This is a genomic window from Ruegeria sp. AI2, from assembly GCF_056541275.1.
Genome location: NZ_JBQFYB010000005.1, coordinates 58,387 through 76,485 on the forward strand (window position 1 = coordinate 58,387; position 18,099 = coordinate 76,485).

General features: G+C 57.9%; 16 protein-coding genes, 2 tRNA genes and 1 pseudogene. 10 read left to right on the top strand and 9 right to left on the bottom strand.

The window, feature by feature from the left end:
• The first annotated feature begins 28 nt into the window (after nt 1-28).
• Together motA and ACR0LL_RS11780 are read left to right on the top strand one after the other, a co-directional pair.
• Nucleotides 29-898 carry a flagellar motor stator protein MotA gene (gene motA / locus ACR0LL_RS11775; protein WP_209505140.1) on the top strand — a complete coding sequence of 290 codons (870 nt, stop codon included), beginning with the start codon at nt 29-31 and terminating at the stop codon, nt 896-898.
• Complete coding sequence (locus ACR0LL_RS11780) at nt 895-3,042, top strand: hypothetical protein (RefSeq protein WP_480586862.1); 2,148 nt, start codon at nt 895-897, stop codon at nt 3,040-3,042. The genes motA and ACR0LL_RS11780 overlap by 4 nt, the downstream gene beginning before the upstream one ends.
• Before the next feature lie 57 nt (nt 3,043-3,099).
• Here the strand turns inward: ACR0LL_RS11780 and ACR0LL_RS11785 are convergent, their stop codons facing one another.
• Nucleotides 3,100-4,467, bottom strand: coding sequence for an MmgE/PrpD family protein (locus ACR0LL_RS11785; protein WP_480586864.1), 1,368 nt, complete (start codon nt 4,465-4,467; stop codon nt 3,100-3,102).
• 119 nt (nt 4,468-4,586) lie between these two features.
• Nucleotides 4,587-6,041 (bottom strand): betaine-aldehyde dehydrogenase, encoded by a 1,455-nt coding sequence (gene betB, locus ACR0LL_RS11790; protein ID WP_480586867.1) that lies wholly within the window; start codon nt 6,039-6,041, stop codon nt 4,587-4,589.
• Nucleotides 6,042-6,228: 187 nt separating this feature from the next.
• On the opposite strand from betB, the gene ACR0LL_RS11795 reads away from it, so the two are divergent.
• Nucleotides 6,229-6,558, top strand: a complete 330-nt coding sequence (locus tag ACR0LL_RS11795) for a hypothetical protein (RefSeq protein WP_480586870.1) — start codon at nt 6,229-6,231, stop codon at nt 6,556-6,558.
• A 3-nt stretch (nt 6,559-6,561) separates the two neighbouring features.
• On the opposite strand, the gene ACR0LL_RS11800 is transcribed toward ACR0LL_RS11795, so the two are convergent.
• Both ACR0LL_RS11800 and trhO read right to left on the bottom strand, forming a co-directional pair.
• On the bottom strand, nt 6,562-7,074 hold the full coding sequence (locus tag ACR0LL_RS11800; protein ID WP_480586873.1) for a potassium channel family protein: 513 nt from the start codon (nt 7,072-7,074) through the stop codon (nt 6,562-6,564).
• 65 nt (nt 7,075-7,139) lie between these two features.
• Nucleotides 7,140-8,045: an oxygen-dependent tRNA uridine(34) hydroxylase TrhO gene (gene trhO, locus ACR0LL_RS11805; protein ID WP_480487027.1), complete on the bottom strand. Its 906-nt coding sequence runs from the start codon at nt 8,043-8,045 to the stop codon at nt 7,140-7,142.
• Nucleotides 8,046-8,142: 97 nt separating this feature from the next.
• Here trhO and pncA point away from each other — a divergent pair, with 97 nt between their 5' ends.
• Entirely contained in the window at nt 8,143-8,736 is a 594-nt protein-coding gene (gene pncA / locus ACR0LL_RS11810; protein ID WP_480586875.1) for a bifunctional nicotinamidase/pyrazinamidase, read from the top strand.
• Here the strand turns inward: pncA and ACR0LL_RS11815 are convergent.
• Nucleotides 8,733-9,266: a hypothetical protein gene (locus tag ACR0LL_RS11815; RefSeq protein WP_267364920.1), complete on the bottom strand. Its 534-nt coding sequence runs from the start codon at nt 9,264-9,266 to the stop codon at nt 8,733-8,735. The genes pncA and ACR0LL_RS11815 overlap by 4 nt on opposite strands.
• 164 nt (nt 9,267-9,430) lie before the next feature.
• Between ACR0LL_RS11815 and pncB the strand changes: the two genes are divergently transcribed.
• On the top strand, nt 9,431-10,723 hold the full coding sequence (gene pncB, locus ACR0LL_RS11820) for a nicotinate phosphoribosyltransferase (RefSeq protein ID WP_480484546.1): 1,293 nt from the start codon (nt 9,431-9,433) through the stop codon (nt 10,721-10,723).
• Between the two features lie 57 nt (nt 10,724-10,780).
• On the opposite strand, the pseudogene tnpA reads toward pncB, so the two are convergent.
• Both tnpA and ACR0LL_RS11830 read right to left on the bottom strand, forming a co-directional pair.
• Nucleotides 10,781-11,190, bottom strand: a pseudogene (gene tnpA / locus ACR0LL_RS11825) (IS200/IS605 family transposase); the annotation flags it as partial.
• A gap of 75 nt (nt 11,191-11,265) precedes the next feature.
• A tRNA-Thr gene (locus ACR0LL_RS11830) sits at nt 11,266-11,341 on the bottom strand.
• A gap of 238 nt (nt 11,342-11,579) precedes the next feature.
• Between ACR0LL_RS11830 and ACR0LL_RS11835 the strand changes: the two genes are divergently transcribed.
• The 3 genes from ACR0LL_RS11835 to arsJ are packed head-to-tail and all read left to right on the top strand — an operon-like array spanning nt 11,580 to nt 14,670.
• The gene (locus tag ACR0LL_RS11835) at nt 11,580-12,413 is read left to right on the top strand and encodes an arsenate reductase/protein-tyrosine-phosphatase family protein (RefSeq protein WP_480586879.1); all 834 of its coding nucleotides are present in this window, start codon (nt 11,580-11,582) and stop codon (nt 12,411-12,413) included.
• Complete coding sequence (locus ACR0LL_RS11840; protein WP_480586882.1) at nt 12,410-13,408, top strand: ArsJ-associated glyceraldehyde-3-phosphate dehydrogenase; 999 nt, start codon at nt 12,410-12,412, stop codon at nt 13,406-13,408. The genes ACR0LL_RS11835 and ACR0LL_RS11840 overlap by 4 nt, the downstream gene beginning before the upstream one ends.
• Nucleotides 13,405-14,670 carry an organoarsenical effux MFS transporter ArsJ gene (arsJ, locus tag ACR0LL_RS11845; RefSeq protein ID WP_480586885.1) on the top strand — a complete coding sequence of 422 codons (1,266 nt, stop codon included), beginning with the start codon at nt 13,405-13,407 and terminating at the stop codon, nt 14,668-14,670. Before ACR0LL_RS11840 ends, arsJ begins: the two co-directional genes overlap by 4 nt.
• Nucleotides 14,671-14,871: 201 nt before the next feature.
• On the opposite strand, the gene ACR0LL_RS11850 is transcribed toward arsJ, so the two are convergent.
• A tRNA-Arg gene (locus ACR0LL_RS11850) sits at nt 14,872-14,948 on the bottom strand.
• Between the two features lie 115 nt (nt 14,949-15,063).
• On the opposite strand from ACR0LL_RS11850, the gene ACR0LL_RS11855 reads away from it, so the two are divergent.
• Both ACR0LL_RS11855 and ACR0LL_RS11860 read left to right on the top strand, forming a co-directional pair.
• Nucleotides 15,064-16,089, top strand: coding sequence for a LacI family DNA-binding transcriptional regulator (locus ACR0LL_RS11855; RefSeq protein ID WP_267366879.1), 1,026 nt, complete (start codon nt 15,064-15,066; stop codon nt 16,087-16,089).
• Nucleotides 16,086-17,297, top strand: a complete 1,212-nt coding sequence (locus ACR0LL_RS11860) for a winged helix-turn-helix domain-containing protein (protein WP_480586887.1) — start codon at nt 16,086-16,088, stop codon at nt 17,295-17,297. Before ACR0LL_RS11855 ends, ACR0LL_RS11860 begins: the two co-directional genes overlap by 4 nt.
• 3 nt (nt 17,298-17,300) lie before the next feature.
• Here the strand turns inward: ACR0LL_RS11860 and ACR0LL_RS11865 are convergent, their stop codons facing one another.
• Nucleotides 17,301-17,999, bottom strand: a complete 699-nt coding sequence (locus ACR0LL_RS11865; protein WP_480586889.1) for a fumarylacetoacetate hydrolase family protein — start codon at nt 17,997-17,999, stop codon at nt 17,301-17,303.
• Between the last annotated feature and the right edge of the window lie 100 nt (nt 18,000-18,099).

Consider the following 18,099-nt stretch of genomic DNA (forward strand, 5'->3'; position numbering starts at 1 on the left):
TTGCAACACACATAGCCGGAGATCTCAGATGATTGGAATTGTTGGAATTGTCGTCATTTTCGTGATGGTCTTCGGCGGCTATCTGGCCGCTGGCGGCAAGATGACCATCATTCTAAAGTCGCTTCCGTTTGAAATGATGATGATCGGTGGTGCCGCGGTTGGTGCCTTTTTGATCAGCAACGACATCGGCGGCGTGAAACACACGATCAAGGACATGGGGAAGGTCTTTAAAGGCCCGAAATGGAAGCCCGAGGATTACCGCGACCTGTTGTGCCTGCTGTTTTCCCTCATCCGCATTGCCCGTGCCAATCCGGTAGAGGTGGAACAGCATATCGAAGACCCCGGCAGCTCGGACCTGTTTTCGTCCTACCCCAGAATTCAGGCCGACAAGGAAGCGGTTGATCTGATTTGCGACACGATGCGGTCCGCGGCGATGAATTACGACGATCCGCATCAGGTCGAAGAGGTTCTGGAGAAACGGATGGAAGCGAATTTCCACCATGCCCTGCATTCGAGCCACGCCTTGCAAACCGTGGCCGACGGCCTGCCCGCGCTTGGAATTGTCGCCGCCGTTCTGGGGGTAATCAAGACAATGGGGTCCATTGATCAGCCACCGGAAGTTCTGGGAAAACTGATCGGCGGCGCCCTTGTGGGTACGTTTCTGGGTGTCTTTCTGGCCTACGGTCTGGTTGGTCCCTTTGCGGCCAAGCTGAAATCCGTTGTCGAGGAAGACAACCACTTCTATCAGTTGATCAAGGAAGTTTTGGTTGCAAACCTGCACAACCACAATGCTGCCATGTGCATTGAGGTCGGACGCCAGAACACACCAACGCATAACCGCCCCGGTTTCTCTGAGCTTGAGGATGCGTTGAAAGAGCTCAAACGGGCCGCGGCATGAGGCAAATCGGGACATTGGTTGCAGCACTGATCACGCTTGCAACGGCCGCAACCTCTGAAGAGGTGACTGTGCGGTCCGGTGAACATGACGGCTACACCCGGCTGGTTTTCACCGTTCCACCGGATACGGGCTGGGTTCTGAGCCAACGCAAGAACGGCGCCAAGCTGGCAATTGACCTGAAGGGTGTCACATTTCGGACGGGTTCGGTGTTCGGGCGGTTGACATCAGATCGGCTGGCCGCGCTGTCGCAGGCGCAACCCGGTGGCGCGCTTGAGCTAGAATTCGGGTGCGCCTGCACGGCGTCGGCGTTCCTGTTTCGAAACTCGATGATCGTTTTGGACATTGCGCCAGCAATAGCCCTGCCGCCCTTGCTTGCGGAAATCCCTCCGCCGACCCGAAAAAAACCGGCAGCGCCGAAAGCTTCTCCCGCGGAACACAAGCTTCTTTCACAGCTGGACCTGCCGCTTCTGACCGGGAAGACGCACGGGATCAGGGATCAGTTGTCGACCCGTCTGGTGCAAGGGGCGGATCGTGAGCTGCTGGACCTGAATCTGGCACCTGTCGGACCGCGCCGTTCTGCCTCGTCCGAGGCCGTGACGCTGTTACCCGGATTGACATCGAACATCCGCGTGACCTCGGTTCTGGATGATCTGCAGGACATTCTGAACTCTGGTTTGCAGCAGATCGATAACAACCCGGTTTGTATCTCAACGGCTGAACTGGGCTTCACGACTTGGTCCGGGACGCGCCCGTTTCCAGAGCAGGTGTCCGTCCTGCGCACCGCCCTGTACAAAGAGTTCGACCGTCTTGACGCGGAAAGCGCGCTGAAGCTGGCAAAGCTCTATGCCTATAACGGCTTTGGGGCCGAGGCGCTGAAGGTTTTGCAGTTATTCAACACCCCATCGGATGAGATTGGCCGTGTTGAAGGGATTGCACGGCTGGTGGATGAGCGGCCAGCACAGGTTTCAAATCCATTCAGGGGCCAGCAACGGTGCAACAGCGACGTCGCACTTTGGGCCGTGCTATCTGAGGGAAAGTTGGCACCTGATGCACATCTTGAAGCCATCGAACACAGCTTTGCAAAGCTGCCAGAGCATCTTCGCCGCCACCTTGGCGCGCGACTTTCGGATATCCTGACAGACGCGCAGGAACTGGAGGCCGCGCGAAGGATCATGCGTTCGGTCGACCGGATTGAACAGAACCCGTCCCCGAACGCCACGCTGGCCCGTGCTGGCGTCGCCGAAGCCGAAGGCGACAGCGCCCTTGAAGAGGCGCTGCTGACCGAGGTCACGACCTCGGCCGGGGCCAAGTCCGAGGCGCCGGTGGCTTTGGCGCGGCTGGTGGAAAAGCGATGGTCCGACCGCAAGACCGTGTCCTCCAAGGAACTTGAACTGGCCGCGTCTTACGCGATCGAGTTCCGGCGATCTGAACTGGGCCCGATGATGAACCGCACCCATGCGATTGCCCTGGGTCTGAGCCAGGATTTCGACAGCGCATTCGATGTGATCCAGTCTTTGCCAGACGGTTCGGACAGCAACAGCGCTTTCAACCGTCACCTGCAATTGCTGGCAGAACGCTCAGACGACCTTACCTTTTTGCGTCAGGTCACATTGGTGCAGCAGTCGGGTCGGGCGGCGGCGCTATCCACGGATACCGCGATTGCACTGGCCGAACGCCTGGCCGTGCTTGGCTTTGCCGATCAGGCCGTTGCGCTGACAAACAGGCCTGAAGATCAGGCCCGGCGGTCAGAGCGTGCCCGTCTGCGCGCCCGTGCGGCGTTGTTGTCTGACCGCCCGCAACAGGCCATGCTTGAGCTGGCCAATGATACCTCGGACGAGGCGCTCGTCCTGCAGGCGCAGGCGTTGGACAAGGTGCAGGACTATGCGGCGGTGGCCGAACTCATGCAGAACCGCGGGCAACAGGAAGAAGCAAACCGATACCTATGGCTGGCCGGGTTACCGGAAGAAAGGATTGGGCCCTCTGACGGAAAGTACGCAAGCCTCAACCAAACCTCCGAGGCCCTTTTGGCCCCGCCGGTTCGCGTGTCAGGCAAGCCGTTGGCGGATGCGGGAAGCCTGCTGGAGGACAGTCTGGCAACGCGGCAGAGGATCGTCGAAATGCTGAACACGGTCAGGGTGGAGTGAGGTTTCCCAGCCAACCGGTCCAGTTGCCCGGATCGTTGCAGGCGGGTCGGGTACAGTTCACGGTTCTGGTGGATCAAAAATCAGCGGTGTCAGGTCTGCATACCGCGCGCTTTTGTCCGGCCAGCCAAGTATCACACGACGGATGCGGTCGGCACGATCCTGTCCAAGCACAGGGGCCGCAAACTGCGTATACTTGGCGATGACATCGTCCCGTGACATGGGGGCCTCGGGGCCGCCGCGGGCACGGATATCCCCGGATTTCAGAACACGGCCATCCGTTGTCGTGATCGTGACGTCTGCCCAGCGCCCTTCGGGAAACCGGGCGCTGTGGTGTTCGCTTTCCGCGACCGTGATGCCGGACATCAGATTGGCGACCGCAGGATCAGACAGGCCAGACCCTGAGATATGTTCAACGCCGATGCGCCCGTAAACGGCCTGAACTGCCACGGCAAATGGCAGGGAATACTGCGCTTGCGAGGTTGTTTCGGGCAGTCCCGCAAAAAGGCAGGCCGCCTGATGAAAGCTATTGATATGCAAAGTTTCGATTCGCGCGCTGGTCAGGTCATGCGCGATCATGACAGCGCGCACGCCATCAATCGCGGCATGGGCCCAGCGACAGATCGGATAGGGTTTCACGTATTGATGTTCGACCTGCCAAAAGGTGCCCAGATCCTCCCAGTAGGGTGTGACCTCTTCCGCCTCGATGGTGATGGCGGGCGCGCCGGTAAAGCCGCGTTCGGCCAGAACAGCGGCGGACAGCCCCACCATCGCGCCCCAGCCCGACCCGTCATGCAGCATTGTGGGGTTGGCAATCTCGCGCATCATCTGGCTGCGTGGACCGTGATATTCGGCGATCCCCATCGCCTGCTGCATCTGGTCGACAGATAATCCGCGCAGGCGCGCCGCCATCGCAACCACGCCAAGCGCGTTCCAGGCACCGGATGTGTGGTAATCGCTGACACTGGCGTGCAGCGATAGGCCCGCGCGCCCGGCCACCTCGTACCCGGTAACGACCGCCGCCAAAGCCTCGGGTCCGGTCAGGTTCGGGCAATGTTCGGCCAGTGCAGCCAGCGCTGGCAACACGACCACCCCGATATGGCCCTTGGTGGGGTTATATCCGTCGTGACCGTCCAGATTGTCGGTTTGCGTGGCGGCAGCATAGGCGGCACCCGCCATGCTGACAGTGCGGCCATCGAACAGCATCCGTGCGCCATATGCAGGAATTGTGCTGGCATAAAGCAATGCCGCCGTGTCCCGCGCGATCACACCTGCCTGCATCGGGCCGGATGCGATCAGGATCCCCATCGTGTCGAGCATCATCAGCGCCGCAGCCTCTAGTGCGCTTTCAGGCATGTCCGAGGCCGCGCGGGTCAGCGTGAAATCGGCAACCCTGGAAAATGTATTTGTCTGCGGGTTATGCGTCATGAGAGCTCTCCTGTCGGGCGGGGCCGGTACAGGAAAGTCAGCCACAGGTAAGGGCGGGCTTGTACTCTGTTCCCGACGCCAAATGTCGGGAACAGAGGAAAACGAACGAAGAAAAGACCCTAGTAAGGGGCTTCGACGTCATTCATGGAAACGTAGACTGTTTTCATTTCCGAAAAATGGTTGATCGCCAGCTTCGAGTTCTCGCGTCCGACACCCGACATTTTCGATCCCCCAAACGGGGCTTCGACCGGGGCAAGGTTATAGGTATTGATATAACAGGTTCCCGCCTCGAACCCGGCCACAACACGGTGCGCGCGGGTCAGGTCATTGGTGAACACGCCTGCGGCCAGACCAAATTCAGTGTTATTGGCACGGGCCATGACCTCGGATTCCGTGTCGAAATCCAGCACCGACATGACGGGGCCAAAAATTTCCTCGCGCGCGATGGTCATGTCATCGGTCACATCCGCAAAAACGGTTGGCTGCATGTAGAAACCGTCGCCTTCGATCCGGTTGCCGCCGAAGACCAGCCTTGCGCCCTCGGCCCTGGCTTTGTCGACATAGCTCAGCGCGATGTTCAACTGGTTTTCGCTGACCATCGGGCCAAAGCTGACGTCCTCGTCCATCGGATCACCGATTTTGGCGTTGGCCAGACGTTCGGACAGGCGTTTCAGGAAGGCATCCTTGATACCTTTTTGCACAAAGACGCGGGTACCGTTGGAACAGACCTGGCCCGATGAATAGAAGTTGCCAAGGATCGCGCCGGACACCGCGTTTTCGATGTCGGCATCGTCAAAGACGATCATCGGAGATTTGCCGCCCAGTTCCATGGTCACGTGCTTCATACCGTCAGCTGCCGCGGCATAAACCTTGCGGCCTGTCGGCACCGATCCGGTCAGCGAGACCTTGGCCACACGCGGATCGGTGACCAGCGCGGCGCCTACGTCGCCATAGCCCTGAATCACGTTGTAGACACCCTTGGGCGCACCGGCCTCGACAAGAATCTCGGCCACTTTCAACGCCGAAAGAGGCGTGGTTTCCGAAGGCTTGAAGACCATCGTATTGCCGCAGGCCAGCGCCGGGGCACCTTTCCAGCAGGCAATCTGCGTGGGATAATTCCACGCCCCGATGCCGACGCAAACGCCCAGCGCCTGACGGATGGTGTAAACGAAATCGCCACCGCCCAGCGGAATATGCTCGCCGGTCAGAGAGGCGGCCAACCCGCCGAAATATTCCAGCGCATCCGCACCTGATGTGGCATCTGCCACCGTAGTTTCCTGAATCGGTTTGCCGGTGTCATGGGTTTCCAGAACCGACAGGTCATAATTGCGGTCGCGCATGATGTCAGCCGCGCGGCGCAGAATGCGGCCGCGTTCTGTTCCGGTCAGTGCGGCCCAGGCTGCCTGAGCGGTTTTCGCGCTGTTCAAAGCCTTTTCCACAATCGCCGGTGTCGCCGAATGCAGGCGGGCTATCACCTCGCCGGTTGCGGGGTAGATCACGTCAATGGCCGTGCCATCGGTATCCTCGACATAGGCGCCGTCGATGAAATGGCTGGCCTTGGGCTGAAACTTCATACCGTGTCCTTTTCGCTCGACCCCGTCCGGACGGGGCATTTGGTCGTTTGGAATCGGCCCTAAAGGTTATTGACTGGTCAGTCAATAAAATCATCCAAGCGGCAAGATAACGCCTGCCATCGCTCACAAACCTTGAAATTTTTGGTTAATGTTCTATATATGTTCCACATAGTCAGAGGACAAACCGATGACCCAGCACATGCACCACGTGGCACTGAACGGGCCAAACAACGACTACCATCTGCTTCCGGTAACAGACCGGCAGATGCGATATGCGCGCGCCATTGCCGAGAAATCAGCGCTTGAGATTCCGGTCGAGGCGCAGCGCGACAGGCAGTTGTTGTCCGACTGGATTTCAGCCCACAAACCGCGCGGCACCTCGCAATTCGACGATTACCCGACGGGCAAGCAGGTGGCATTCGCCGAACGGATCTCACGCAGCAAGCGCCGCCCGATCCCGTCCGAGTGTTTTCGGGACAAGAAAATGATGTCCCGCTGGATTGATCACAATAGATAACCCTTACTTAGGGTCTTCTGGCGCATGATTGCGGGTATAAAGCGCAACAGCAGCCGCAACAAACATACCCAGCAGAATGTAACCGGTCACAGCCTCGGACACGGCAAGCCCGCGACACAGGCCGGTCGGGAACATGTCGCCATACCCGACCGTGGTGAAGGTGACATATGAAAAATACAGGACATCCCCCGGACCCTGCGCCCCGACGACACAGTTGTCATTGTACCCAAATGCCCCGTAGACGGCGGCGAACAGGAACGGGACGACCTGGATGAATGACACGCCCATCAGGAACAAAAGCCGTCGCGGCGATTTCACCTGTGTCATGTAGTACCAGGATTGCGACACCAGCCAGATCAGCAGGCCAACCGACGCGATTGTTCCGATCATGTCACCTGCAGCGGTTTCGTTCAGACGCGACAGCCCGAACCAGGCAAGAAAACTTGTCAGAACCAGCCCCAATGCCGCAATCAGGGTCGATTTCCATTCTTCCAAAGTTGTGGGTTTGCGATGCATGAACGCTCTCTCAACCTAGTCTGAGGGTGATCATCCGACCTAAAGCAAGGGCCTGCAACCCGCTTTCAGTCCTGACGCAAATGCGGCTCGCCCCGCTTGCGCGCAAGCACTATCTGTTTTTGCCGTTCACGAAAGCGCATCTTGTCGGCCTCGGAGGTTTCGTCGATGCATTGGTGACAGGACACGCCATGTTCATATTCGGGGCGTTTCATATCCTCGGGCAGGATCGGGCGACGGCAGCCATGGCACAGCTTGTGCGGTCCTTCAACAAGGCCGTGCCCTACCGAGACACGATTGTCGAACACAAAACATTCACCCTGCCACGAGCTGTCTTCGGATGGCATCTCTTCAAGATAGCGCAGGATGCCACCTTTGAGGTGATAAACATCATCGACCCCCTGCCCCAGCAGGTAATTGGTGGACTTCTCGCACCGGATGCCGCCGGTGCAGAACATGGCAACGCGCTTGTTGTGAAAGCGGTCCTTGTTCGCCTCCCACCAGGCAGGAAATTCGCGGAAGCTGGCTGTTTCAGGGTCTATTGCGCCTTCAAACGTGCCGATCGCCACTTCGTAGTCATTGCGGGTGTCGATCACCACGACATCGTCCGAACGGATCAGATCATTCCAGTCCTGCGGATCGACATAGTTGCCGACACGGGCGCGCGGATCGACATCCGGCTGACCCATGGTCACGATCTCTTTCTTCAGGCGCACCTTCATCTTGCCGAAAGGCGGATGGTCCGAGGTCGCCTCTTTCCACTCCAGATCCGAGCAACCGGGCAAGGCCCGGATATGTGCCAATACCGCATCGATCCCGGCGCGTGGACCTGCGATGGTGCCGTTGATACCTTCCTGCGCCAGCAACAGCGTTCCCGTGACGGACTGCGCGCGGCACAGGTCAAGCAACGGTTCGCGCAGTGTGACGGGGTCTGGGAATCGGGTAAAGTGATAGAGGGCAGCGATCGTGTACATATGCGCGATCTACCCCCGCAAACCCGGAGTCGCAAGGGATTGCATTGACGCCCCGGCCCCTGCCCCCTACCGATAAGGCAGTTATACGGAGGCCGCCATGACCCATGCCCTGCTTGTCATCGATGTCCAGAACGATTTCTGCCCCGGCGGTGCCTTGGCAGTGGCCGGAGGAGACGAAATCGTCGCGTCTATCAATACCATGATGGAGGAGTTCGACGCCGTGATCCTGACGCAAGACTGGCATCCGGCAGGGCATTCTTCCTTTGCCAGCTCGCACAAAGGCAAAAACCCGTTCGAGCTGATCGACATGCCTTATGGCCCGCAGGTGCTGTGGCCGGACCATTGCGTTCAGGGCTCAAACGGTGCTGCGTTTCACCCTGAACTGCGCACTGATGGTGATTTGATCCTGCGCAAGGGGTTCCGCAGTGGCATCGACAGTTATTCCGCGTTCTTCGAAAATGACCATCAGACGCCAACAGGCCTGAAAGGCTATCTTGAGACCCGAGGCATCACCCGTTTGACACTGGTTGGATTGGCGACCGATTTCTGCGTTCTCTATACGGCTGTAGACGCTGCCCGGTTGGGCTTTGATGTCACAGTCCGGATGGATGCCTGCCGCGCGATTGACATGGACGGATCACTGGCTGCCGCCGAGCAGGCCATGCGCGACGCCGGTGTTACGCTGGCCTAAGGTGTCGCCCCGGCAGCCGCCAGCAGTTTGATCGTCACAAACAAAACAACGGCCAGCCCAAACGCCAGCCCGATACGCCCCGAAATAGAACGCCGACGGTCCGAAACAGGCTGCTGTGGCTGTGGCGGCGGTTTTCGCACCTGACGCGTACGCACAATCCCGGCCATGGGCTGCGCCATCCGAATGTAATGCAGAAAATCCCACAGGTTGAATTCGCCGCAATACTCCCCCTGAACGCCGCGCGATTTTATATTCTCAAACAGAGAACGCAGAATTCTGACCCGGTCCACCTGATCTTCGGCCGGAAACACACCGGGCACGATGCCGCTGTTCCGCGACTCGAGGCTGAACCCGGCATCCAGGAAAATCTTGCGGATTTTCGGCGATGTTCCCCGTAGCGCATCTGCCGTTCTGATGTCACGAAACACCGCACACACCTGGCGTTCCACATCAGAGTCTGACCCCAGCTTCTCCGGGTCAATTTCGTTCAGTGCTACATTAACAATATCAAAATCGTACTCGAGACCCATTCACAAACTCAGTTTCGTCTTTCCATCCCCTTCTCTCACTAACCGGCGAAAACAATGCACAATATGCCCGTATTGTGACGTCATGCTGGCATTGTCACCAAATCAGCGACTCTTGCCATTCCCGTTGTCGATTGATCTAACTACGGAAATCGCAGGAGTTCCCCATGGTCGACATCGCGACCCGCGTCTACAATCATAAATGGAAGATTGACCCGATTGTCCGGTCTTTAATCGACACAGACTTCTACAAACTGCTGATGTGCCAGTCAGTGTTTCGAAACAAGCCCCAAACAAATGTGGTGTTTTCCCTGATCAACCGGTCGAATCACGTGCCTTTGGCCCGTTTGATCGATGAAGGCGAGCTGCGGGAACAGCTGGATCATATCCGCTCGCTTAGTCTCAGCCGGGGGGAAAGCACCTGGCTACGGGGCAACATGTTCTATGGAAAACGCCAGATGTTCCGTTCCGATTTCATGGAATGGTTCGAGAATATGCGCCTGCCGCCCTACCACCTTGAACGCAAAGGCGATCAGTATGAACTGACCTTCGAAGGTAAATGGCACGAGGTCATGTTGTGGGAAATTCCGGCGCTGGCGGTGCTGATGGAACTGCGATCGCGTGCGGTGCTGAACGACATGCGCCGGTTTGCGCTACAGGTGCTATATGCCCGCGCGATGACCCGCGTATGGGAAAAGATCGAAAAGCTGAGCACGATCAACGGTCTTGGGATTGCCGATTTCGGCACACGACGACGGCATTCCTTCCTGTGGCAGGACTGGTGCGTGCAGGCAATGATCGAAGGGCTTGGCCCCGCGTTTACCGGAACCTCAAACTGCCTGATCGCGATGCGGCGTGAGGTTGAGGCCATCGGCACCAACGCGCATGAGCTGCCGATGGTCTATTCCGCGCTGGCCGACACCGATGCCGAACTGGCGCAGGCCCCTTATGACGTTCTCAGCGATTGGCATGACGAACATGACGGCAATCTGCGCATCATTTTGCCCGATACCTACGGCACCAAGGGCTTTCTGGACAACGCACCCGACTGGCTGGCGGGCTGGACCGGTATTCGCATCGACAGCGGTGATCCGGCCACCGCCGCCGAGGTGGCCATCGACTGGTGGAAAGCGCGCGGTGAAGACCCGACCCAGAAACGGATCATTTTCTCGGACGGGTTGGATGTGGACAAAATCCAGGAATTGCATGCGCAGTTTGCTGACCGCACCAAAGTATCCTTTGGCTGGGGTACCTTGCTGACCAACGATTTCCGCGGTCTGGTTCCAAATGACTCGCTGGCACCGTTCTCATTGGTCTGCAAAGCCGTATCCGCCAATGGACGCCCGACGGTAAAGCTTTCGGACAACCCGGAAAAGGCGATGGGCCCGAAGGACCAGATCGAACGCTATAAGCGGGTGTTTGGCGTTGGCGCTCAGGAGGCGATCGAGGTGATTGTCTAAGCCAAGGCACAATATCAAACACTTATCCTCAATTCATATGATGCCGGGACTAAACGACTACAGACTGGCGTCGGCAGGATCGGCGATATGGTTTTCGAGGTATTGCAGCACGATGTTCTCGGTGATGGCGCCGTTGGTGGTTGAGAAATACCCCCTGCCCCAGAACCGGCGTCCATAGTAGCGGCTGCGTAGCGCGGGAATTTCCCGTTGCACCTTGTGAGACGAACGGCCCTTCATCTTGCGCACCAGACCCGAGATGGCAATCTTCGGCGGCACCGACACGAACAAATGCACGGGATCGCTCGACAACACCCCGCGCAAGATGTCGACCTCGTTCTCGTGGCAGACCTGACGGACGATGGCGCGCACCCGCAGGCGCACCGCACCGGTCAGCACCTTATAGCGATACTTGGTCGACCAGACGATATGGTGCGGTGATAGAAAACGCAGTGCTTGCCAACATCATAACACGATTCTCCGCATTGAAGCGGGCCCGACCGGAAGTCGAAGGGTTTGCATCAAAGCGTGGATACTGAAACTTGTGGTGCCGCTGAAGGGACTCGAACCCCCGACCCCATCATTACGAATGACGTGCTCTACCAGCTGAGCTACAGCGGCGCCTTGAGTCATCCGAAACTGGTCTCTTCCGGATGAGATGGCTCATTTAAACTGTCAGCCTGAAGCCTGCAAGACCAGTTGTGTCCGTTCGGGCCTTTCCTCTCTTTTCACAAGATGTTGTCGTCGAGGTATTGGGCCAATGATAAATCTAATGGGGCGAGCTTCCAGTTTGTGAAATTTTTGTAACTACGCAAAAGGCGTTTTGACTTCATACCTATAATTCCATATTTCATGAAATATGGCTGAAAAGATAACCAACCAGCTGGCCATCCTTGGCCACCCACAACGTATCACCGTTTTTCGCATGTTGATGCGAAGGTACCCCGACACTGTTCCGGCGGGCGAAATGGCGTCGGAATTGGGGATCAAACCCAGCACCTTATCGAACTATCTCAACTCGTTGCAGCGGTCTGGGCTGGTCAAGCAGGAACGCTCCGGGACGTCACTGCTCTATTCGATTGAGATGAAGAACGTGCAGCACATGTTCGATTTCCTGCTCATGGATTGCTGTCGCGGCCGACCCGATCTTTGCGTGCCCTTGGCGAAAGGACGCGAGCCCATGGCCGACCGAAAGTTCAATGTGTTGTTCATTTGCGTGGGTAATTCTGCCCGGTCGATCTTTGCCGAATCCCTTTTGCGGGATATCGGCGGGGATCGGTTCAATGTGTATTCGGCCGGCATACGACCGTTTTCCGAACTCAACCCGTTTGCAATTCGGGTTCTGCAAGACAAGGGGCACGATACTTCGGCGCTCCGCTCAAAGAATGTATCCGAGTTCTCGGGGTCGGGCGCGCCTGAAATGGATTTCGTTTTTACGGTCTGCAATCAGGCTGCAAACGAAGAATGTCCCGCCTGGGAAGGCCAGCCGATCAGCGGTCACTGGGGCATAGCGGATCCAGTCAAGACAGAAGGCTCCGATGCCGAGAAAAGCCTGGCCTTTCAAAACGCGTACGGCGCGCTGAAGCGTCGGATTCAAGCCTTTACATCGCTGCCGGTTGAAAGCCTGGACCGGATCGCACTGCAATCCGCCGTTGATGAAATCGCGCGATCGCCACTTGAGGATGCACCATGACGACTTACGCTTTGAACGGCCTTGGCCGAATGGGGAAACTGGCCCTGAAGCCACTCTTGGAACAGGGGGCAAAGATTGCCTGGATCAACGATGCCGTCGGCGACCCCCAGATGCACGCGCATCTGTTGGAGTTCGACACCGTGCATGGGCGATGGGATGCAGAATTCAGCTTTGATGCCGACAGCATCACTGTGAATGGAACCCACCTGCCGTTCATCGGCACGAAAGACCAGAACACCCTACCGCTGGACGGCGTCGACGTCGTGATCGACTGTACGGGCGTGTTCAAGACCGAGGCCAAGCTGGCCCCGTATTTTGATGCCGGGGTGAAGAAGGTCGTCGTCTCGGCCCCGGTCAAAGACGGCCCGACGGCCAATATCGTTGTCGGTGTGAATGACGGCACATACGACCCCGCGACCCATAAAATTGTGACAGCGGCCTCTTGCACAACGAATTGCCTGGCGCCGGTGGTCAAGGTGATCCACGAGAATCTGGGTATCCGCCATGGGTCGATGACCACGATCCATGACGTGACCAACACGCAAACGATCGTTGATCGGCCCGCAAAAGACTTGCGGCGCGCACGGTCGGCCCTCAACTCACTGATCCCGACCACGACCGGCTCGGCCACGGCCATCACTCTGATCTATCCCGAACTCAAGGGGCGTCTGAATGGTCACGCCGTCAGGGTGCCGCTTTTGAACGCCTCGCTGACCGATTGCGTATTCGAAGTTGAGCGGTCCACCACGGTTGATGAGGTCAACGCCCTCTTCAAAGCCGCGGCTGAGGGTGATCTGAAGGGTATTCTGGGTTATGAGACCCGCCCACTGGTATCCACCGATTACACCAATGACAAACGCTCCTCGATTGTCGATGCGCCTTCGACCATGGTGATAAACGGGACGCAGGTGAAAATCTATGCGTGGTACGACAATGAGATGGGCTATGCGCACCGCTTGGTGGATGTGGCGCTGATGGTTGGGTCCTCGCTGTGACCCAGCGGCCCGAAGGACTGTCGGCTTATATCGCGGTCACGGCGGCCTATTGGGCCTTCATGCTGACCGACGGGGCGCTCAGGATGCTGGTGCTGCTGCACTTTCACACCATGGGATTCTCACCTGTTCAGCTGGCCTATCTGTTTGTGCTTTACGAGATTGCTGGGATCGTCACCAACCTGGCCGCAGGCTGGATTGCCGCCCGGTTCGGGTTGACGTCCACCCTTTATGCAGGATTGGGGCTGCAGGTGGTGGCGTTGCTTGCCATGACGCAGCTTGATCCGCACTGGACCGTTACCGCCTCAGTCAGCTTTGTGATGATGGTGCAGGGGGCAAGCGGAGTGGCCAAGGATCTGGCCAAGATGTCGTCGAAATCATCAGTCAAATTACTGGCCCCGGCCGAGGGCGGAGGGCTGTTTCGGTGGGTCGCGGTGCTGACCGGATCAAAAAACGCCGTCAAAGGGCTGGGTTTCCTGTTGGGCGCGGCCATGCTGGCCAAGTTGGGATTCATGGCGGCAATCCTGGTCATGGCGGCGGTTTTGGCACTGATCCTGTTTGCAGTTATCCTATTCATGCCAGCTGGCCTGCCGAAGGGGCGAAAAGGGGCAAAGTTCTCGGAAGTATTGTCTAAATCCGCCAATGTGAACTGGTTATCCGCAGCGCGCGTCTTTCTGTTCGGTGCGCGCGATGTCTGGTTCGTGGTCGGCATTCCGATCTATTTCTACACCGTCCTGTCGGATGGCACCGACGACGGCAACCGTGCCGCGTTCTTCATGATCGGAACATTCATGGCGCTGTGGGTCATCCTCTATGGCGCAGTGCAGGCCTACGCGCCAAAGATCCTTCGTGCGGCGGATCGAATCGAAGGCGATTTGATCCGCGCGGCACGTAATTGGGCGATTGCCCTTTTCTGCGTTCCTGCGGCTCTAACATTGGCCGTATCGCTGTCAAATGGGCCTGAAACCTGGCTGACCAAAACGCTTGTGGTTGGGCTGCTGATCTTCGGAGCAATATTTGCGGTGAATTCATCGCTGCATTCCTATCTGATCCTGGCTTTCACCCGGTCCGAACGTGTGACAATGGATGTCGGATTTTATTACATGGCAAATGCAACAGGCCGGCTGATCGGCACGGTTCTGTCCGGCCTGACTTATCAGATCGGAGGATTGCCAATGGTCCTCGGCACCGCGTCCGTGATGTTGGCCCTTGCTGCGCTGACTTCAGGCCAACTGACGGACCAAACCTCCGACGCACTGATGTGACCGTTTTTGAACGATACTTCATTGACTGAATCGCCCTCGCCATGATTGGTGGCGATCTGATCGGCGGGGCTGCGCAAGGTTATAGAAAATCGAATGGCGCGAATTTTACATGTTTCGGCATATGCCTTCGCAATGTTCAGTAAACCATGACGACACCGCTGGCCGCTGAATCCCGGTATCCGATATATTATCCTGTATTTTTGGTGACCCCGGCAGGATTCGAACCTGCAACCTGCCCCTTAGGAGGGGGCTGCTCTATCCAGTTGAGCCACGGGGCCGTGCCAGGCTCTCTGTAACCGGGATTTTCCGGGTTGTCATCGCCTTTGCACAATTGTTGTACACGCCGACCTGATCACGCTACCATCGGACAAAATAACAACGCAGGTGCCTCCCGTGAACAGTGAAACCAAACGCCCGCTTACCCTTCGTGATGTGTCCGAGGCTTCCGGAGTATCCGAGATGACGGTAAGCCGGGTTCTGCGTAACCGGGGGGATGTGTCTGACGCCACCCGCACCCGCGTTCTGGCCGCCGCCAAAGAGCTTGGCTATGTCCCCAACAAGATCGCGGGCGCATTGGCGTCCAGCCGGGTTAATCTGATCGCGGTGATCATCCCTTCACTTTCGAACATGGTCTTCCCCGAGGTGATGACAGGCATTAACCAGGTGTTGGAAGACACCGAATTGCAACCCGTGGTCGGGGTAACCGATTATCTGCCCGAGAAAGAGGAAAAAGTGCTGTACGAGATGCTCTCGTGGCGGCCCTCTGGCGTGATCATTGCGGGGCTTGAACATACCGAAGCCGCGCGCGCCATGCTGGATTCGGCGGGTATTCCGGTGGTCGAGATCATGGACACGGATGGCAAGCCGGTGGATGCGATGGTGGGGATTTCACACCGCCGCGCGGGGCGCGAGATGGCGCAGGCAATCCTGAAGGCCGGATATCAGCATATCGGTTTCATGGGCACCAAGATGCCACTGGATCACCGCGCACGGAAGCGGTTCGAAGGCTTTACCGAAGTTCTTGGCAAGCACGGGATCGAGATCGAGGATCGCGAGTTCTATTCCGGTGGATCAGCCCTGGCCAAAGGGCGCGAAATGACCCAGGCCATGCTGGAACGCTCGCCCGAGCTGGATTTTCTGTATTACTCGAACGATATGATCGGGGCCGGTGGTCTGCTGTACCTGTTGGAACAGGGTATCGATATTCCGGGACAGATTGGCCTAGCAGGCTTTAACAATGTCGAGCTTTTGCAGGGCCTTCCCCGAAAACTCGCTACGATGGATGCCTGTCGTCTGGAAATCGGCCGTCAAGCTGCCCAGATCATCGCCGAACGTCTGGAAAATCCTGATACCGAGATCGAGACACGCGTTACTCTGACCCCCACGATCAGTTATGGTGACACGCTGAAACGGCGATGAACACATCCCTGAAAAGGCTCGACAACCGGACGGCACGGGCCACCTTCATGGACCGACACGCGTTGGGTGAACAACCCTCGGGCTCGGCCAAAGGTTCCGCGCTTCTGGACCTGATCCACCGGCTTGGGTTCGTTCAGCTTGACAGCATCAACACCGTTGCCCGTGCCCATGACATGATCCTGTTCTCTCGCCGGCCCGCCTATCGCAGCGCCAATCTTAAAAGGCTTTATGAAAGGGACAATGCGCTATTCGAGCACTGGACGCATGACGCGGCGGTCATTCCGATGGAGTTCTATCAGCATTGGCATCTGCGCTTTCAGCGGGATGCGGATATGTTGAAGGCGCGGTGGAAGAATTGGCGGCGGGATGGGTTCGAACAGCAGTTTGACACAGTGCTGCAACACATCCGCGACCATGGGGCGGTGTCGTCCTCGGATGTTGGCAAGGATGAAAAGAAGGGCTCGGGCGGGTGGTGGGACTGGCACCCATCGAAAACCGCGTTGGAGTATCTGTGGCGCTCGGGTGCCCTCACTGTCGTCGGTCGGGATGGGTTCCAGAAACGCTATGATCTGACAGAGCGCGTGATTGAATCACATCTCTGCCCCGGCAACACGCCCTGTGATGCCGAAGCGACCGTGGATTGGCTGTGCAACGCCGCATTGGACCGGCTGGGGTTTGCAACATCCGGAGAGTTGGCGGCTTTCTGGGACACCGTCAGCGCGGCTGAGGCAAAAGACTGGTGCGCAGCGGCACTGGAAAGTGGCGACATTGAAGAAATCGAGGTTACCTGTGCCGATGGGCGCTTGCGCAAGACATACGCCCGCCCAGACCTGACGACCGAAGTACCGCAACGACCAGGCCGCATTCGCGTGCTCAGCCCGTTTGACCCCATGCTGCGCGACCGCAACCGGGCCGAGCGGCTGTTCGGCTTTCACTACCGCATCGAGGTTTTCGTCCCCGAGGCCAAACGAACCTATGGATACTACGTTTTTCCGCTGCTCGAAGGCGACCGTATGATTGGCCGTATCGATATGAAAGCCCACCGCGATCGTGATCTGCTGCACGTCAAAGCGCTCTGGCCCGAGCGCGGGGTGCGCTGGTCAGATGCCCGTACCCGACGCCTGACCGCCGAGCTGGACCGGGTGCGGCGACTGGCCGGTGTGGAACGTGTGACGTTCGCCAAGGACTGGCTGAAAGAGCCTATTTAGGGTCTATTCTGCGTCTGACAGGGTCAACTTGACCGGCTCCAGCCCATCAATCTTACCTGTCAGAACATCCCCCGCAACGACCGGACCAACACCAGCCGGTGTACCGGTCAGAATCAGGTCACCGGGGCGCAGGTGGTAAAAGCCGGACAGGTGCATGACAATCTCGTCGATCTTCCAGATCAGCTCTTCGAGGGTCGCGTTCTGGCGCAACTCTCCGTTTACGCTTAGCTGAATGCGTTTGTCATCCTCCGGGATCCAGTCGGCAGCTGGTGTCAACGGGGCAAAGACCGCTCCGTTTTCGACGTCCTTTCCCAGATCCCAGGGCCGCTGCTTGTTGCGCTCGCGGATTTGCAGATCACGACGCGTCATATCCAGGGCGCAGCCATAGGCATAAACGGCTTCCCACGCCTGCGCACTGGTGGCGCGAAACACGGGCTTTCCAATGGCCAATGCCAATTCCATCTCATGATGGTAATTCTGGGTCCCGGCAGGATAAGGAACCGTCGCACCCGAGAGTACGGCGTTCGGGGCGGATTTGGTGAAGTAGAAAGGTGCCTCGCGATCCACCTCATTCCCCATTTCTGCGGCATGGGCGGCATAATTTCGACCGACGCAGAAGATCCGTCCAATGGGATATCCGGCCGCCGCGCCGACAACGGGGATGGTGATCGGGTCCGGAAGCGAAAACAGGCTGTTTGGCATGATAGTCCCTGAAGGTTGCGTAGCTGCCATATTACGTCTGCCAGACCCGCCAGCAAGACCGGAAAACACGCTGTATTTCGCCAATCTCGAAGTGGTGTTT

Excerpts from the sequence above, each read along its gene's own strand:
- ACR0LL_RS11835 (WP_480586879.1), top strand. The coding sequence starts at position 11,580 with ATGGCTGAAAAGATAACCAACCAGCTGGCCATCCTTGGCCACCCACAA.
- ACR0LL_RS11860 (WP_480586887.1), top strand. The coding sequence starts at position 16,086 with ATGAACACATCCCTGAAAAGGCTCGACAACCGGACGGCACGGGCCACC.
- ACR0LL_RS11780 (WP_480586862.1), top strand. The coding sequence starts at position 895 with ATGAGGCAAATCGGGACATTGGTTGCAGCACTGATCACGCTTGCAACG.
- trhO (WP_480487027.1), bottom strand. The coding sequence starts at position 8,045 with ATGTACACGATCGCTGCCCTCTATCACTTTACCCGATTCCCAGACCCC.
- motA (WP_209505140.1), top strand. The coding sequence starts at position 29 with ATGATTGGAATTGTTGGAATTGTCGTCATTTTCGTGATGGTCTTCGGC.
- ACR0LL_RS11865 (WP_480586889.1), bottom strand. The coding sequence starts at position 17,999 with ATGCCAAACAGCCTGTTTTCGCTTCCGGACCCGATCACCATCCCCGTT.
- ACR0LL_RS11800 (WP_480586873.1), bottom strand. The coding sequence starts at position 7,074 with ATGCATCGCAAACCCACAACTTTGGAAGAATGGAAATCGACCCTGATT.
- pncB (WP_480484546.1), top strand. The coding sequence starts at position 9,431 with ATGGTCGACATCGCGACCCGCGTCTACAATCATAAATGGAAGATTGAC.
- ACR0LL_RS11815 (WP_267364920.1), bottom strand. The coding sequence starts at position 9,266 with ATGGGTCTCGAGTACGATTTTGATATTGTTAATGTAGCACTGAACGAA.
- pncA (WP_480586875.1), top strand. The coding sequence starts at position 8,143 with ATGACCCATGCCCTGCTTGTCATCGATGTCCAGAACGATTTCTGCCCC.
- ACR0LL_RS11785 (WP_480586864.1), bottom strand. The coding sequence starts at position 4,467 with ATGACGCATAACCCGCAGACAAATACATTTTCCAGGGTTGCCGATTTC.
- ACR0LL_RS11840 (WP_480586882.1), top strand. The coding sequence starts at position 12,410 with ATGACGACTTACGCTTTGAACGGCCTTGGCCGAATGGGGAAACTGGCC.
- ACR0LL_RS11795 (WP_480586870.1), top strand. The coding sequence starts at position 6,229 with ATGACCCAGCACATGCACCACGTGGCACTGAACGGGCCAAACAACGAC.
- betB (WP_480586867.1), bottom strand. The coding sequence starts at position 6,041 with ATGAAGTTTCAGCCCAAGGCCAGCCATTTCATCGACGGCGCCTATGTC.